The organism is Vreelandella sp. ssv (assembly GCF_059448525.1).
The window spans coordinates 1,293,628-1,309,684 of record NZ_CM182545.1; the positions used below are offsets into that span (position 1 = coordinate 1,293,628).

At 47.6% G+C, this 16,057-nt stretch carries 12 protein-coding genes; all 12 read left to right on the forward strand.

Annotated features, from left to right (window positions below):
* Positions 1-128: 128 nt before the first annotated feature.
* A complete protein-coding gene (locus tag AC5TBW_RS06000; RefSeq protein WP_495511185.1) occupies positions 129-536 on the forward strand; it encodes an RT0821/Lpp0805 family surface protein in 408 nt (135 codons plus the stop codon).
* The gene (locus tag AC5TBW_RS06005; RefSeq protein ID WP_495511186.1) at positions 536-2,278 is read left to right on the forward strand and encodes a polysaccharide biosynthesis/export family protein; all 1,743 of its coding nucleotides are present in this window, start codon (positions 536-538) and stop codon (positions 2,276-2,278) included. The genes AC5TBW_RS06000 and AC5TBW_RS06005 overlap by 1 nt, the downstream gene beginning before the upstream one ends.
* Before the next feature lie 93 nt (positions 2,279-2,371).
* Positions 2,372-3,187, forward strand: a complete 816-nt coding sequence (locus tag AC5TBW_RS06010) for an ABC transporter permease (RefSeq protein ID WP_495511187.1) — start codon at positions 2,372-2,374, stop codon at positions 3,185-3,187.
* Between the two features lie 3 nt (positions 3,188-3,190).
* Complete coding sequence (locus AC5TBW_RS06015; RefSeq protein WP_495511188.1) at positions 3,191-4,288, forward strand: KpsE/RkpR family capsule polysaccharide export protein; 1,098 nt, start codon at positions 3,191-3,193, stop codon at positions 4,286-4,288.
* A gap of 72 nt (positions 4,289-4,360) precedes the next feature.
* On the forward strand, positions 4,361-4,765 hold the full coding sequence (locus AC5TBW_RS06020; protein ID WP_495511189.1) for a hypothetical protein: 405 nt from the start codon (positions 4,361-4,363) through the stop codon (positions 4,763-4,765).
* Between the two features lie 160 nt (positions 4,766-4,925).
* Complete coding sequence (locus tag AC5TBW_RS06025) at positions 4,926-5,054, forward strand: hypothetical protein (RefSeq protein ID WP_495511190.1); 129 nt, start codon at positions 4,926-4,928, stop codon at positions 5,052-5,054.
* Positions 5,055-5,149: 95 nt separating this feature from the next.
* Positions 5,150-6,058 (forward strand): ABC transporter ATP-binding protein, encoded by a 909-nt coding sequence (locus tag AC5TBW_RS06030; RefSeq protein WP_495511191.1) that lies wholly within the window; start codon positions 5,150-5,152, stop codon positions 6,056-6,058.
* Positions 6,059-6,301: 243 nt separating this feature from the next.
* Positions 6,302-6,727 carry a hypothetical protein gene (locus AC5TBW_RS06035; RefSeq protein ID WP_495511192.1) on the forward strand — a complete coding sequence of 142 codons (426 nt, stop codon included), beginning with the start codon at positions 6,302-6,304 and terminating at the stop codon, positions 6,725-6,727.
* A 21-nt stretch (positions 6,728-6,748) separates the two neighbouring features.
* Positions 6,749-7,867 (forward strand): non-hydrolyzing UDP-N-acetylglucosamine 2-epimerase, encoded by a 1,119-nt coding sequence (gene wecB, locus AC5TBW_RS06040; protein WP_495511193.1) that lies wholly within the window; start codon positions 6,749-6,751, stop codon positions 7,865-7,867.
* Positions 7,868-7,932: 65 nt separating this feature from the next.
* Positions 7,933-9,213, forward strand: coding sequence for a UDP-N-acetyl-D-mannosamine dehydrogenase (wecC, locus tag AC5TBW_RS06045; protein WP_495511194.1), 1,281 nt, complete (start codon positions 7,933-7,935; stop codon positions 9,211-9,213).
* Positions 9,214-9,274: 61 nt separating this feature from the next.
* Entirely contained in the window at positions 9,275-14,476 is a 5,202-nt protein-coding gene (locus tag AC5TBW_RS06050; RefSeq protein ID WP_495511195.1) for a glycosyltransferase, read from the forward strand.
* 25 nt (positions 14,477-14,501) lie between these two features.
* Positions 14,502-15,956: a DUF6270 domain-containing protein gene (locus tag AC5TBW_RS06055; protein WP_495511196.1), complete on the forward strand. Its 1,455-nt coding sequence runs from the start codon at positions 14,502-14,504 to the stop codon at positions 15,954-15,956.
* Positions 15,957-16,057: the final 101 nt, after the last annotated feature.

Below are 16,057 nucleotides of genomic sequence, written 5' to 3' on the forward strand. Positions count from 1 at the left end.
ATGGCGGCCTGGTGTAAGGAGAGTTCGTTCAACGCCCCACCTAATTCACCCGCACAGAAAGAGTAGGGCAAGGGAATACGCCCGTTACAATCCCTGGGCGGTAGCGTGCCTTTAATTTGGAATTTACTATGCCATTATCACAACGTTCATTGGTGTCGCCAGCTCGCATGCTGCTGGCGGCGCTCAGTCTTGTCATGGTTAGCGGCTGTGCCTCATACCCCTCCGGCTCGGGCCAGCAAGAAGCACAATATGTACTCAGCAATGACCCCGCCACGTTGCTACAAGACCCCACCCTCAACGACTTTCTGAGCAAGGCCCCGGCAGGCGCAGTGCTCAACCTGGTGCAAAGCCCGTGGGGTGATAACGTCGAAATTGTAACCGACGCCGCCTACTTGGCCGCCAGTGGTCGCGAATGCCGCAAGCTGCAGGTGATCGGAGCGGCAGGAAACACCGCCCGCGCGGCCCTGGTGTGCAAAACGCCAAACGGCTGGGTTAATCAACGCGTTGTGGCGCAAACAACACAAGGGCGCATGTAATGAACGTTATCGCCAAATTTACCCCCGCTTCACTAAAGCAAACGCTGGCCGTTGCCTCGCTGGCTCTCGTCAGTAGCTTCACGGTAACCACCGCCTGGGCGCAGTCACTCAGCCTTTCCGACAGCATTTTGCCCCAGCAAAGCGGCCAGCAGGGTGCTGGCGCCGAAGCCCAGCAGGAAGAGGTTAACGACACGCCCCGTGCAGACTGGCGCAGCGGCACCTATGGCCCGGTCTCACTGCCCCAGCAGAACCCAGATGCGCTGCCACCGTTTGGTGCCAACCTGTTTACCGGCGGCTTTCGTGGCGCTATGGGCGATGGTCTGAATCCGGATTACCGCATCAAGCCCGGCGACCAGGTCACCGTACGTGCCTGGGGCGCGTTCGAGTTTGACCGCGTGCTGCCGGTGGATGCCCAGGGCAACATCTTCATTCCCGGTTCCGGCCCGCTGAATGTAGAAGGTCAAAGCAGCCAGCAAGTCGATAACAGCGTGCGCAGCGCGATTACCTCCGTCTACCCGGATAACGTAGAGGTCTACACCAACCTGCAAGGCGTTCAGCCGGTAGCGGTGTACGTCACCGGCTATGTTGAAAACCCCGGCCGCTATGCAGGCACCCCCAACGACTCGCTGCTCTACTTCCTAGATCAAGCTGGCGGCATCGACCAAGACCTGGGCAGTTATCGCCAAGTGCGGGTGGTGCGTAACGACACCACCGTCGCCACGGTCGATCTTTATGACTTCCTGCTCAATGGCAGTATTGCCCGCCCGCAATTCCAGGATGGCGACACCATCGTGGTGGAAGAACGCGGTCCGGCGATTGCCGTCGGCGGCGATGTGCACCGTGAACACCGCTATGAGCTAATCGGCAACCAGCTAAGTGGTGCCGAGCTAGTCAACTTGGCACGCCTGAAGAGTGGTGTTTCCCATGTACTGCTGCGTGGTGACCGTGAGGGTGGCCCCATTGCCCAGTATTTCCCCATTGATATGTTCTACGGCCAAACGATTCGCAGCGGCGATGAAGTGCTGTTCAGCTCCGACCAGCGCAGCGAAACCATCGTGGTAGAAATAGAGGGTAGCTACTACGGCCCCTCGCGCTACGCACTACCCAGGGATGTCCACCTGAGCGAACTGCTGGATGCCATCGCCGTGCCGGAAAACATGACGGCCGTGGAAAGCATTTCAATCAAGCGGGAAAGTGTTAAAGAACAGCAAGCGCAATCCCTTGAAGACAGCTTGCGACGCCTGGAAACCACCTATCTCGGCGCGCCTTCCAGTACCAATGAAGAAGCCGCCATTCGAGTTCAGGAAGCCCAGTTGATTCAAGACTTCATCGCACGCGCCAGCGAACTGGAGCCCAGTGGCCGTCTGGTTGTGGCCTACGATGGTCGGATTTCCGATATTCGCCTGCAGGATGGTGATGTAGTCACCATTCCTGAAGTCAGCGACTCCATGCTGATCAGTGGGGAAGTGCTAGTGCCCCAGGCAGCGGTTTACCGCCCCGGCATGAGCGTGATCGATTACATCGAAGGCGCGGGTGGCTTTACCGAGCGTGCGGATGACGACCACATTCTGATAGTGCGCCAGAACGGCGCGGTCGAGAACGCCCGCAACGTCAACCTGCGCCCCGGCGACGAAATTCTGGTCATGCCTGCAGCGCCCACCCACAACCTGCAGCTAGCCTCAACGCTTACGCAAATCCTTTACCAGATAGCTGTGGCAACCAAAGTAGCGGTTGATCTGTAATACCGGGAGAAACGTGAGGCGTGAGGGGTAAAGAAAAGCCCCTAACCCCTCACGCCTCACAATTGACACCTTACATAAGCAAAAAGTAACACTATGGAAAACTTAAACGCTCAGCCTCAGCCACGGGGAGCCCGCACGCCGTGGCAGGTAACCCGCAGCGTGTGGTACGCCATGTTCATGCGAGAAGCAATCTCGCGCACTATGGCTGATCGTATGGGCTGGTTTTGGATGGTGTTTGAACCCGTTGCTCTAGTAGGCATCATGGTCGGCATCCGTAGTTTTGTCAGTGGCGACCAACTGATATCCAATGCACCTTTTGTTCCCTGGATGATTGCGGGAATGATGGGCTTCTTCCTGGTACGTGAAGGCATGATGCGTGGCATGGGGGCGGTAGAGGGTAACAAAGCCCTGTTTGCTTACCGGCAAGTGCAACCGGTAGACCCTGTATTGGTGCGCAACTTCCTGGAAGGCATGCTAAGAAGTTTCGTATTCCTGATCTTTATTGTCGGTGGCTTGATGCTTGGGTTGGACATGTACCCTGACAATGCGATTAGGGCAATGGGCGCTTGGTTGTCGCTGTGGTGCCTCGGTATTGGGCTTGGTTTGGTTACATCAGTCGCATCAGCTCTAGTGCCGGAGGTGGGCAAAATTATAAAGATGCTGTCGTTACCGCTACTGATCATCTCAGGGGTAATTCTGCCGCTCAACAGCCTACCTCATTGGATGCTGGAATATTTAATGTTGAATCCCATCCCCCATGGCCTGGAAACCCTACGTCTTGGTTTTTTTGAAAATTACCACGTGGTCAACGGCGCTAGCATGCTTTACTTCTGGCTATTTACATTTTCGCTTATTGCTCTGGGGCTGTTAATGCACCTGCGCTTTATTGATCGGTTAAAGGCACAATAATCCATGCAACGTTCGTTACGCCGTTTTGTCAAAAAATCGCCACACTGGGCTGTGGCGATAGTCGCAATTGTCTTGGTCTCCTTTTATTGGTTTGTTTGGGCTCAGGATCGTTATGTTTCACGGGCCACGGTGGTGTTGGAAAGCCCGCAAGTGGCCGCTCCTGAAATCAGTTTGTCATCATTAATGGGCGGTGGTGGCGGTAATACCAAAGATCTGCTGCTGCTACGTGAGCACTTGCTCTCAGTAGATATGCTGCGCCGCCTGGATGAAGAGCTCAATATTCGCGAGCACTACACCGAGCACGGCGATATTTTCGCCAAGCTGGGAGACCGTGATGCCCCAATCGAAGACTTGCACGAATACTACCTGCGTCGGGTTGAGGTAGAGCTTGATGAGTATGCAGGCGTGCTGAATATTCATGTGGAGGCTTACACACCTGAGTTTGCCCATCAAATGACCACGCTGCTGCTGGAAGCGGGCGAAGACCACATGAATGAAATGGGCCACCGCCTAGCAGACGAGCAGGTACACTTTCTAGAACGGCAAATGGTGCGCCTTGATGAACGCTTTACTGAAACCCGTCAGGCGTTACTGGAGTATCAAAACGAGTACGGGCTAGTGTCACCAACGGATACCGTGGCGAGCATCAACCAGGTGGTGGCAACGCTGGAAGCAGACTTGGCTCGTTATCAAGCACAGCGAAATGCTTTGGCAAGTTACCAAAGCTCCCAGTCTCCTGAGTTGCGTAATATAGAACGTAATATCGCAGCACTGCGTGACCAGATCATCGAACAGCGCGACCGTATCGCCCAGGCATCGGGTGATTCGCTCAACAGCGTTTCTGCCGAGTATGAAACGCTAGAGCTACAGGCGAAGTTCGCCCAGGAAACTTACTCCAGCGCACTCGCCGCACTGGAAAACACCCGCTTAGAAGCAGCCCGCCAGCTCAAGCAAGTAAGCGTACTGCAAAGCCCGCTAATGCCGGAATATCCCACAAAACCCGACCGGCTCTACAACAGCAGCGTATTCGCCATCATTACCATCTTCCTAGCCTTCATCTTCAGCATGCTGATGATGATCATCAAGGATCACAGGGATTGATGTGTGAATGGTCAAGGGATTCGTAGCGCGTGGTAACGAGTCAGCGAGGAGCGGGCAACGAGGCACCCGCGGATGCGGTGTGACGACGCCCAGCGGCGTGCAACTCAACCCCACAGCTGCCACAAACGGGTACTCGAAAGCACCTATAGCAATCGAAATCACCCAGACTGCCGCCAGCGACGAGCCGCCGTGGAGCAAGCACTCGCTAACGACGGCATGGTGATGGTGCCAGCGTTTAGTGTTGGTCGTACCCTAGAACTGCTGTATGAACTAGAAACCATTATTCATCAAGCGCGCTCTCTCCAGTGGCAGTCGCTGGAAATCATTGTGGATTCACCGCTAGCCGCACGCTTTACCAAGGTGTACCGAGAGCTAAAACCTTACTGGGATAAAGAAGCCCAAAGCCGCCTGCGCAGTGGCTGCCATCCGCTCACCTTTGCCAACCTCTGCACGGTGGATAGCCATGCTGAGCGATGAACGCCATCAGGTATTGTTTGTAGGCTACCAAGGCGTAGGCATCTCAGAGCGTCTGGATAAGCATCGATGACGCACGAATCGATATAAAAGCAGGCGTGACCTCCATCAGCGGCTACTCCACACACGCTGATCAAAAGAGCTGATCAACTTCGTAAAGCGTATGCGCCGCTGGCCCCACACCATTCGTTTAGTGCATGGGGAACAAACCGCCCGCAGTGCGCTCAAACATGAGCTAGAAACGATATACGCACGTAAGGGCAGGAATGTGAACGTAATCACTTCCCCGTAGCGCGTGGTAACGAGCGAAGCGAGGCACCCGCGAAAGAAGACGCGGAGCGGCTTCCAAAGGTGCCAGTTTGAACCACCAATGGCCTCCAAACCCCAATGATCGAAATTCGTAATCTCTACAAGCGATACCACAATCACCACGGCAGCGATTGGGTACTCAAGGACATCAACCTAACGATCCCCACCGGGGTGAGCGTGGGCTTGATCGGTGCCAACGGTGCGGGTAAATCCACGCTGCTGCGCCTAATCGCCGGTATGGATACGCCAGAGCGTGGTGAAGTGATTCGCCACAGCCGGGTTTCCTGGCCAGTAGGGCTCTCAGGCGGTATGCAGGGCAACATGACCGGGCGGCAAAATGTGAAATTCGTGGCCCGAGTACAAGGTAGTGGGCCAGAAGAGGTAAAGCGCGTTATCAAGTTTGTAGAAGACTTCGCCGAAATCGGCAGCTCATTCGATGAACCGATTCGTACCTACTCATCGGGTATGAAATCGCGTATCTCTTTTGGCCTTTCGCTGGCATTCGATTTCGACGTGTACATCTCAGACGAAGCCACCGCCGTAGGCGACAGGGCGTTTAAGGCCAAAGCTAAAGATCTGTTTAATTCAAAGATCGGCCAAGCTTCATTGATCATGGTTTCTCACGGTGAAGGTATCTTGAAAGATCTTTGTCAAGCGGGACTCTATCTAAAGCAAGGTAAGGCCCATTGGTACGACGATATTAATGAAGCAATTGAAGCTTACCATGCGGATTCGGATGCCAAGAAAAATGGCACCGCATTACCGCCAGATGTGCCGAGCGCCCGTAGGTATCTGCAAGACTGCCACGCAACGCTAAAAGCGGCCCAGGAAGCCTTAACGGAATTTCAAGAGCAGGATGCACCACCTCAGGATATAGCCGCCGCTAAAAACGAAGTTCAAAAAGCGGGCAAGGCTGCCCGTGAGGCACGGGAGCATCTTGAGGCGCTGCAAGAATTGCAGCGAGAGGAAAAGCGCAAATCAGCATGATGAAAATAGCCCTATATAAAAATGAAAGACCCGTTACAGCTAGCTATGTGAGTAATTGTTACTTTTCGCAAGGCTTTATGAGTGACATTTTTACTTTTGTTAAGTATCATTTGTCACTTGAAATTAGTGATTCTTATGTATTTGTATTTTAGCTATAAGTAAAAATAATATTTGAACTGCACTACTCCTAATAAAAAATTCGGCCAACGCTAGCTCATAACCGCTTAATTATTGGAGGCAATAGTGAAAGAAATTGAAGCAGTGAAGCTTCTATCCTCATCAAAATTATTTGACGAGAAATGGTACAAGGAGTGTTATCCGGACGTGGAAATGGCCGGTATGCCACCAGCTTTACATTACCATAAATATGGATGGTTGATGAGGCGAGATCCTTCTCAAAATTTTTCAAGCGAAAGATACATTGAAAGCAATAAAGATGTGAGAAAAATTAATCCTCTTTTGCACTATCTAACAATCGGTGAGAAAGAAGGGCGTAAAAAGTACTCCTCATCAGTCAAGGTAGATAGTTCAAAGTCGATTAACCGTACATATAACATTGTTAATGGTGTTGCTGACAATGTTTCGATTCAACTAGAAAAAACACAGTCTTCACTTGAATATTATTTTCAGCGCTGCCAAGAGCTTGAGTTCGAAAAGCTAGACCGCTAAATTTTTTATAAAGGTAGAGTTATGAAGGTTCTTACAGTATTTGGTACGCGCCCTGAAGCCATTAAAATGGCCCCGCTGGCACTACAGTTAGCAACGGACGAGCGCTTTGAATCCAAGGTATGTGTGACGGCTCAGCACCGTGAAATGCTGGATCAAGTATTGGATCTTTTTGAGCTTAAGCCAGAATATGATCTGAATATTATGAAGCCTGGGCAAGACCTTAACGATGTTACATGTGGCATACTTCAAGGGTTAAAACCCGTTTTGGAGGAGTTCAAACCGGATATTGTCCTGGTGCATGGTGATACCGCCACAACGTTTGCCACAACCCTAGCCTGTTATTACCAGCAAATACCGGTTGGTCATGTTGAAGCTGGCTTGCGGACTGGGAATCTATATTCACCCTGGCCTGAAGAGGGCAACCGTAAACTGACAGGTGCATTGGCAGCCGTTCATTTCGCCCCTACTGATACATCCAAGCAGAATTTATTGAATGAAGGTATTGACCCTTCATCGATTCACGTAACGGGCAATACCGTTATTGATGCCCTACTAGAAGTAGTTGAAAAACTGAAGAATAACCCCGCATTAACAACCGAGCTTGCTGCGCGCTTCCCGATGCTGGATAGCAGCAAACGCCTTGTATTAGTAACCGGCCACCGCCGTGAAAGTTTTGGCGGCGGGTTTGAACGTATTTGTCAAGCATTAGTGGATACGGCTAAAGCACACCCCGAAACGCAGATTCTTTATCCGGTTCACTTAAACCCGAATGTACGTGAACCCGTTAATCGTTTATTGGCGGATGTACAAAACGTTTACCTGATCGAGCCGCAAGACTACCTTCCCTTTGTATATTTAATGAATCAAGCAGCCATAATTTTGACTGACTCGGGTGGTATTCAAGAGGAGGCGCCCTCTTTAGGCAAGCCGGTGCTAGTGATGCGTGACACTACTGAGCGCCCTGAAGCGGTTGACGCAGGTACGGTTAAGCTAGTGGGTACTGATGTAGCCACCATAACGGAAGCGCTGAATACATTACTAACCGATGAAGCGGCTTATAACTCAATGAGTTATGCGCACAACCCTTATGGTGACGGCAAAGCCTGCCAGCGTATTCGTGATGCTTTAAGTAAAAAATAAGCGCTTCTCTTTATGAGGTGGGGTTACACCTCACTCCTAACTATTCACTATTTACGGTTAAAATTATGAAATTTGAAACGATCTCTATGATTGGCCTGGGCTACATTGGTCTCCCGACGGCGGCTGTATTTGCTTCACGTAAACAAAAAGTTATTGGTGTTGATGTTAACCAGTTTGCCGTCGATACCATTAATAATGGTGAGATCCACATTGTTGAGCCTGAGCTAGATATCATCGTTCACGCCGCTGTCAAACAAGGTTATTTGCGTGCTACGACCACCCCAGAGCCTGCAGATGCCTTTATGGTGGCAGTGCCTACGCCTTTCAATACAGATGAAAACGGACAAAACCATAAAGCTGACCTTAGCTATATCGAAGCTGCTAGCAAAGCAATTGCCAAGGTGCTTAAGCCTGGCAATTTAGTCGTGCTGGAATCGACTAGCCCAGTGGGCGCTACTGAAAAAATGGCAGCGTGGTTAGCCGAAGCACGCCCTGATTTAACCTTCCCGCAGACTCACGGTGAAGCTTCCGATATTCGTATTGCTCACTGCCCTGAGCGTGTACTCCCGGGCCATGTTATCCGTGAACTGGTAGAGAATGATCGGGTTATTGGCGGCATGACAGGCAAGTGCGCAGAAGCAGCATGCGCGTTATATGAAATTGTAGTGGAAGGCGAATGTGTACCGACCACCGCACGAACAGCGGAAATGGCCAAACTGACTGAAAACAGTTTTCGTGATGTCAACATTGCGTTTGCGAATGAGCTTTCAACTATTTGCCATGAGCTAGATATCAATGTGTGGGAATTGATTTCACTAGCAAACCGCCACCCACGCGTCAATATTCTGACTCCAGGAGCAGGGGTAGGCGGCCACTGTATAGCAGTAGACCCTTGGTTTATTGTTGATTCATGCCCGGAACAGGCGAAGATCATTCGTGCCGCACGTGAAGTGAATGATGCCAAACCACTTTGGGTATTAGAGCGTGTAAAAGAAGCGCTTGAGTATTACCACCAACAACACCCTGATGCAAAGCGTAGTGAACTAACCGTCGCGTGCCTGGGCCTAGCTTTTAAACCGGATATTGATGACTTGCGTGAAAGTCCGGCGCTAGGCATAGCAAAACATATAGCGTCGTTAGGTTGCCGTGTTCAAATTGTAGAGCCGAACATTAAAGCCCTACCCAAATCATTAGATTTACCCAACGTTGAACTAGCATCTTTGGAAGAGGCGCTAGCACAGTCTGATGCAATGTGTGTACTGGTTAAACATAAATCGTTTATTAAAAATGCCGAAAATGTTCGTTCAAAAGAATCCGTCATTGATGCGGTAGGACTGTTAGGCTAAACGCTTTAAAAGTTGGATGTTTAACCATTTTTTTGTATGTACATTACCTTATTGGATGCCCATGGACGAACTGCTTCATTACGCTGAAAAGTTAGCTGCTCAACCTACACTGCCATTATACACTTCGATTGTAGGACGAATTGCATACATTATTAGTCATGGTAAAAGCTATGCAAATAACGGCTATGCCATTAGAAGTCAAATGGTGGCGAAATCACTCCAAAGCATGGGTTACGAACCACTGTGTATGGTTAGGCAAGGTAGGCCTTGGGAGCTAGGGGTTAAGCGAGATGAAATCAAGCCAGTAGTCACAGTTGACGATGTTCGCTATATCCATAGTAGGTGGCCAGAAGACGAAACGCCTAGTGATGAAAAAGTACAGCTAGAGCTGAGCGTCAACCGATATGTCGAGCTTTTCAAAGTGTACCGGCCAAGTGCGGTTATGGCCGCTTCTAATTGGATTGTCGGTTTACCTGCATGGGTGGCGGCAAAACGTCTAGGCATCCCTTTTTATAATGAAGTGCGTGGGTTCTGGGAGCTTTCCAAAGCGGCTAGAGAGCAGAGCTACCAAAATAGTAGTGAGTTTGAAAAAGAAAAACAAAGAGATACGTTTGTTGCTACTAAAGCAGAAACAATATTTACACTAAATAGCTTGATGAAGAGTGAGCTAAGCGAAAGGGGGGTGGCAGAAAGCAAAATTTCAATTCTGCCGAATGCTTTTGAAGAACATCCAGAGTTAAAAAAAGCTAGCGTTGAACTAAAAAAAGAATTAAATATCGGCGAAGAAAAAGTGTTTGGCTATGTCGGGAGTTTTAATGAGTATGAAGGGCTTGATGTACTTATTGAAGCTTGCAACAAGCTTTATGCCAATGGATTGAAGTTTAAGCTTTTGCTAGTGGGTGATGACCAGCCGGTAGAAAATATTAGTAATGCTGCCTCTCAACTTGCATCAAAACCATGGCTAGTACAAGTGGGTCGCGTTGCGCATCAAAAAGTAGGTGATTACTACAGTATTATTGATGCAATTGTTATACCTCGAAAAGCTAGTGCCGTTTGTAATATAGTTCCGCCTATTAAAGCGGCAGAAGCAGTTGCCTATCGAAAATTTGTTCTCGCATCTGATTTGCCAGCTCTTCGCGAAGAGTTGAAAAATGCAAGTGCGTTCTATTTTGATTGTAACGTTGACTCAATTGAAAAAGTATTAGAAAGCGCATTATCACAAACGTTGGTACAGCATGCTAGTCCGGTACTATTTTCCAGCACAGCACGGCATGCATTCAAAGTCTTCGGCAAGCCAAAATATGAGCCTGAAGCTAAGAAAACGGTTACAACGCCCGTTGTTAAAAAAAGCGATGTTAGTGATCTGAATTTCTCAGTTGCGTCACAGTGGTTTTACAAAGAAGGGAATCTAACCGATGTACTTGCATCACTTGAAAAGCTGCAAGCACGCGGCGTCAAATTCGACAAACCAAAACGGGATTTCAAAGCTTTTGTAGAAGGCTTGGTTCGTTTAAAAGGTGGGTGGCCAATACCACCACGCCAGCCCAATGCAGGGTTAATGACTCGTCGTCGTCATGCGCTCTATTGCTTACACCAATCGATACCCCATACTACCAACGGCTACTCGACTCGTTCTCATGGCATCGCCGTTGGTTTGCAACAATCCGGCTGGAAAGTGCGTGCAACGACTCGACCTGGTTTCCCTTGGGATGCGGACGTTAAAGGGTTAAATAAAGGCTATCACGAAGCTGAAATAGATGGCGTGTCCTACGCTGCTGTAGCAGGCTGGAATCTCAATAAAACACCTCTAGACTACTACTTAGCAGAAGCCGCTGACCATTATGTTAGGGAAGCACAAACAAGTGGTTCTGAAATCATTATTGCGGCCTCTAATCACATTAATGCGCTTCCTGCGTTGATGGCAGCACGGCGTTTGGGCTTACCTTTTGTTTATGAAGTACGTGGTCTTTGGGAGGTTACCCAAGCCTCTACGCAACCTCAATGGGCTGATTCAGAACGTTTCCATTTAATGCGTGAGTTAGAACAGCAGGCTGCCTTGGAAGCCGATCTTGTTATTACGCTGACAGATGAACTCTCTGAAGAGTTAGTAAGTTGGGGGGTGAATAAAAATAATATTGTCGTTATACCGAATGCCGTCAATGCAGAAACCTTTACGCCCAGAAATGCCGATACAGAAATTGCGCAAGCATTAAAATTAGTGCCCGGTGTACCAGTGATCGGCTATGCAGGCAGCGCAGTTGCGTATGAAGGGCTAGAACTGCTGCTTGAGGCTATGGCAAAGCTTAAGCAGAACCAGCAGAATTTTATATTTGTACTGGTGGGTGACGGAAAGGTGATGGATACCGTCAAAGCGAAAGCCAAAGCGCTGGGTATTTTGGATCAGTGTCGCTTCACGGGTCGAGTACCGTTTGATGAAGTACCACGTTATCTATCCTGCATGGATATTATGCCGGTGCCGCGCCTTTCATCCGCTGTTACTGAAATGGTGTCAGCTTTAAAGCCACTTGAAGCGATGGCGATGGGCAAAGCCGTCGTGCTTTCGGATGTTTCTCCTCACAAAGCAATGGCGGGCGAAAACCAGCGGGCTCTACTGTTCACAAAAGACAGCGCAGATAGCCTGACGGATGTCTTAACGAAGCTGATAAATCACCCAGAAGAGCGCATTCGCATTGGTCAGGCAGCTCGTGAGTGGATTGAGCAAGAACGCACCTGGAATTTTGTTACCGACAACTACCATAAAGCTCTACAACGCTTGCTCAGTAATAAGAATAGTGAGCCAAAGCCTGAAACCACAAAATCGTTAGACCAAATAACCCTGGGTTTAATTGCAGATCAATTCACCACCGACACCCTGGCAAGCGGTGTTAATGTTGTTAAGCTTTCACCGGAAAATTGGCAAAAAGAACTGGCACAACAGCCCATTGATGCGCTGTTTGTAGAATCAGCCTGGAAAGGGAATGATTGGGCATGGCATCGAAAAGTGGGTTACTACAGCGATGAAGAGTTCGCACCGCTGACTGCCTTACTAACGCACTGTCGCCAGCAAGGCATTACTTCACTTTTTTGGAATAAAGAAGACCCTGTTCACTTTGACCGTTTCCGTAAAGCGGCATCGCTTTGTGATCATGTGTTCACCACGGACAGCCGCCGGATAATTCCTTATCTTTCGACGCCTGGCTCATTGACACAAAGTGTGAGCAGTTGTCCTTTCTACGCATCACCCAAAATTCACAACCTGCTACCTTCTAAACGGGCATGGGAGCCGACGGCAGCGTACGGCGGCACTTACTACGGTAAGCGCTACCCCGAGCGCACAGAGTTCATGGATAAGATCATGAGCGCAGCGGCGCCGCTTGGCCTAACCATCTACGACCGTCAGCATAATGACCCTGAATCTCCCTATAAGTACCCCGGTGGCTTGGGCAGCTATGTCGCCGGTAGTCTCAGCTATGAAGAGATGATCGAAGCCTACAAAGCCCACCCGGTACAAATCAACGTGAATTCGGTTCTGGATTCGCCCACCATGTTCTCACGGCGAGTGACAGAAGCCGCAGCGTGTGGTGCCACGATTATTTCTGGCCCCGCTTTAGGAATGAACCGATATCTGGAAGCAGCTGGGCATATCGTGCGAACGGAATCAGAAGCCGCTCAAGCGCTTGAAAATTTAATGCATCATGATGCATACCGTTGGCGAGTTGCATTAAAAGGCGCGCGAGCAGTAATGCGTGCCCACACGACTCAAACCCGGTTAACGCAGATGCTGCGAACTGCGGGCATGAGTGTAGAAGCACCTGCATTACCCAAGATTAAGCTTTACAGTGAAACTATCACTAACAGCGCAGCTGAGAAGCTATCTAGCCAAACATTGCTCCCCACTGTAGTGGTAGCCGCAACTTGGCATGCTGAAGCTCAATCTTTACTTGAGGGTATAGGTATTGAGTGTGTTACAGGTAACGTCAGCGTCCGCCCTGGCGAATATTGGCTTTACACCAAGCTTAAGTCGCTAGAACAGCTTGAACCCGAAGATATTGAAGACCTTGCGTGGACAACGGCATACTCAAACTACAGTAGGGTCGGTTTTATAAGAGATGAGCAAGTTCTCAGTCATGAATGGCCGGGTGTGGCATTTGAAAGCGAACGAATAGATCGGGGCTTTCAGTTAATTCTTACACAGAGCCAAGGTGTCGCAAGTGGGTTGGCTGAATGGGGTAAGGATGAAGCGGCTTTAGCCCTTCGCAAACCTCATCAACGTTATGCCCAGCCTCCTAATGTAGTGCCTGTTAAAACCGTGGTAATTGCTGGGCATGATCTCAAGTTTATCAAACCCTTTTACCCCTATTTCACGAAAGGAGGGATGCGCATTCTTCTGGATTTTTGGAGTGGGCATAACCAGCATAATGAAATCGCGAGCAAGCGCCTAGCACGACAAGCGGATACGGTATTTTGTGAGTGGATGCTAGGTAATGCAATTTGGTATGGCAAACATAAGCGGGAAGGGCAGAAGTTAGTCGGTCGGTTGCACGCCCAAGAACTGCGCAGTGCCCTATTTGATAAAGTACCGTTTGAAGCCTTTGAAACGGTTATTTTTGTGGGACCACACATGCTCCGCCAAGCTATAGAGCGCTGCACCACACTCGAAAAAAACGGTGTGGTAATTTATAACGGTGTAGATGTGGAAGCGCTACAAGCGGTGCCCCGCAAACTTACTAACGGCAAAGTACTTGGTATTGTCGGCATCGTACCGCAAAGTAAAAGGTTGGATCGTGCACTAGATATTCTTAAAGAGCTTCGTAAAGACGATGTTGGCTACACGCTCCGAGTAAAAGGGAAGCGGCCAGAAGAATTCCCGTGGATGTCAAATCGACCAGATGAAATGTTGTGGTACGAAGAGCAATATAGCCGCCTTAAGGAAGACCCTTTATTAAAAGAGGCTGTCTTCTTTGACTCTCATGGAAATGATATGCCCGAATGGTATGCAGGTATTGATTATGTATTATCCACTAGCGATTCTGAAAGCTTTCATTTTACTATAGCGGATGGTGCAGCAGCTGGGTGTGTCCCTATTGTGATGGCTTGGGAAGGGGCTGATGAAATTTATCCACCAGAATGGATTAATTTTGATGTTGAAGCTTCTGTAAGAGGAGTGAAAAAAGTTTCATTCAATCGTACTTTTATAACGAGTTTTGCAAGAGAGAAATTTGATATAAAAGTGATTTCAAATAGTTTCGATAAGCTTCTATAGTCAATAATTTTAAATTAGGTATTGCATGAAATCCCCGATAAAAGTTTTTATATTAGGTAGTTGCGTATCAAGGGACCCATTTGAACTTTCACAGGATGGAGATTTTGAAATAGTTGATTATGTTGCTAGAACTAGCATTGCTTCGCTTAGTGCTCCACCTTTTGTAGATGAAAAAATATTGGAGAATATCGAGTCTAAGTGGCAGCGACAGATGGTTTTGTCAGATATGAGAAAAAGTGTTTTCTCAAAGTTGAAAGAAAAAGATTTCGATATGCTATTAATAGATTTAATTGATGAAAGGTTTCATCTTGCAGTAAAGGAGGGTTCAATACATACTTTTTCAACAGAATATAAAAAAGCATTATATAAGCCAAATGGTTATAAGATAATAAAGTCGCAGGAAGAGTTGAAGTTAAGCTATTGGGAAAAAGGTTTGAATTTATTTTGTGATTTTATTAAAAGAAATGGGTGTGAAAATAAGTTAGTTGTAAATAAAGTTTTTTGGACCTTTCAGGGGGAGGGGTTGATAAGCACACTTCAGGAAAAATATGGCGACGAATACATAAAGAAAGTTAATGATAATTTAAATTTTATGTATGATAAAATAAAAGAAAAAATCCCTAGCGTGAGATTCTTAGAGTATGCAGAAAAAGAAATTAAAATAGACGAAAATCATAAGTGGGGGCTGGAGCCATTTCACTATAGTAAAAATGTACAATTAAAACAGTTAAATTCTTTGGCTAAGTTTTATTTAGATATGGAGCATCAGAACGATCAGTTGAGCTATTTTGAAGATGAATTAGGTAGGAGAATGTATTTTAGATATTCACCCGCTCTAGATGAAGCTAACAGTCCTTTGCTTGTTATTTTACATGGACATACATATAGCGTTAGGCCATCGAAATATGAAAATAACAAGCTTAATATTTTGGCACCTGTCGATAACTTTGGTGTTAACAATTGTGGCTCATGGTGGCTTGGTGAAAATGGTGATTTTTTCGTAAAAAAAATGCTTCATAATTTAATTAAAGAAAAGCAAAAAAAATCGAATAAAAAGTTGTACTTTTGGGGCTCGTCAATGGGTGGGTTTGGTGCAATTCTACATTCAATTCTCTTAAAAGCAGATGCGGTATATGCTAATATACCACAAATTAAATTGCTAAAATCAACTTATTCAGATAAGGGGATGAAGAAGTTTTTCTCTCCAATTTTCGAGAGTGATAAGTACAGTATTTATAATGACCTCGCTGCTTTACTTGAAATTGAATCCGAAAAAGGAAAAAGGAAAGATTTTCCATTATTTTTTATCGGACAATCCAGGTACGACTATGAGAATTATTTAGAAGAACATTCTTTGTATTTTTTCAAAAAGTGTCTTGAGCTTGATGTAAATATTCACTATGAAGTTTTTCCCAAGAAAGGGCATTCTTTAATGATGCCTATAAATGATTCGGTTGATAAAATGTTGAACTACTTTTAGTGTATAAGAGTTTATGAAGAGAGTATGAAGTAATGGTTTATATTTACCTCTATCTGCTCCTTTCTGATGCGACTCGTTTCGTGAGATCAGGTTTTTATACA

Excerpts from the sequence above, each read along its gene's own strand:
- AC5TBW_RS06000 (WP_495511185.1), top strand. The coding sequence starts at position 129 with ATGCCATTATCACAACGTTCATTGGTGTCGCCAGCTCGCATGCTGCTG.
- AC5TBW_RS06005 (WP_495511186.1), top strand. The coding sequence starts at position 536 with ATGAACGTTATCGCCAAATTTACCCCCGCTTCACTAAAGCAAACGCTG.
- AC5TBW_RS06010 (WP_495511187.1), top strand. The coding sequence starts at position 2,372 with ATGGAAAACTTAAACGCTCAGCCTCAGCCACGGGGAGCCCGCACGCCG.
- AC5TBW_RS06015 (WP_495511188.1), top strand. The coding sequence starts at position 3,191 with ATGCAACGTTCGTTACGCCGTTTTGTCAAAAAATCGCCACACTGGGCT.
- AC5TBW_RS06020 (WP_495511189.1), top strand. The coding sequence starts at position 4,361 with ATGCGGTGTGACGACGCCCAGCGGCGTGCAACTCAACCCCACAGCTGC.
- AC5TBW_RS06025 (WP_495511190.1), top strand. The coding sequence starts at position 4,926 with ATGCGCCGCTGGCCCCACACCATTCGTTTAGTGCATGGGGAACAAACC.
- AC5TBW_RS06030 (WP_495511191.1), top strand. The coding sequence starts at position 5,150 with ATGATCGAAATTCGTAATCTCTACAAGCGATACCACAATCACCACGGC.
- wecB (WP_495511193.1), top strand. The coding sequence starts at position 6,749 with ATGAAGGTTCTTACAGTATTTGGTACGCGCCCTGAAGCCATTAAAATG.
- wecC (WP_495511194.1), top strand. The coding sequence starts at position 7,933 with ATGAAATTTGAAACGATCTCTATGATTGGCCTGGGCTACATTGGTCTC.
- AC5TBW_RS06050 (WP_495511195.1), top strand. The coding sequence starts at position 9,275 with ATGGACGAACTGCTTCATTACGCTGAAAAGTTAGCTGCTCAACCTACA.
- AC5TBW_RS06055 (WP_495511196.1), top strand. The coding sequence starts at position 14,502 with ATGAAATCCCCGATAAAAGTTTTTATATTAGGTAGTTGCGTATCAAGG.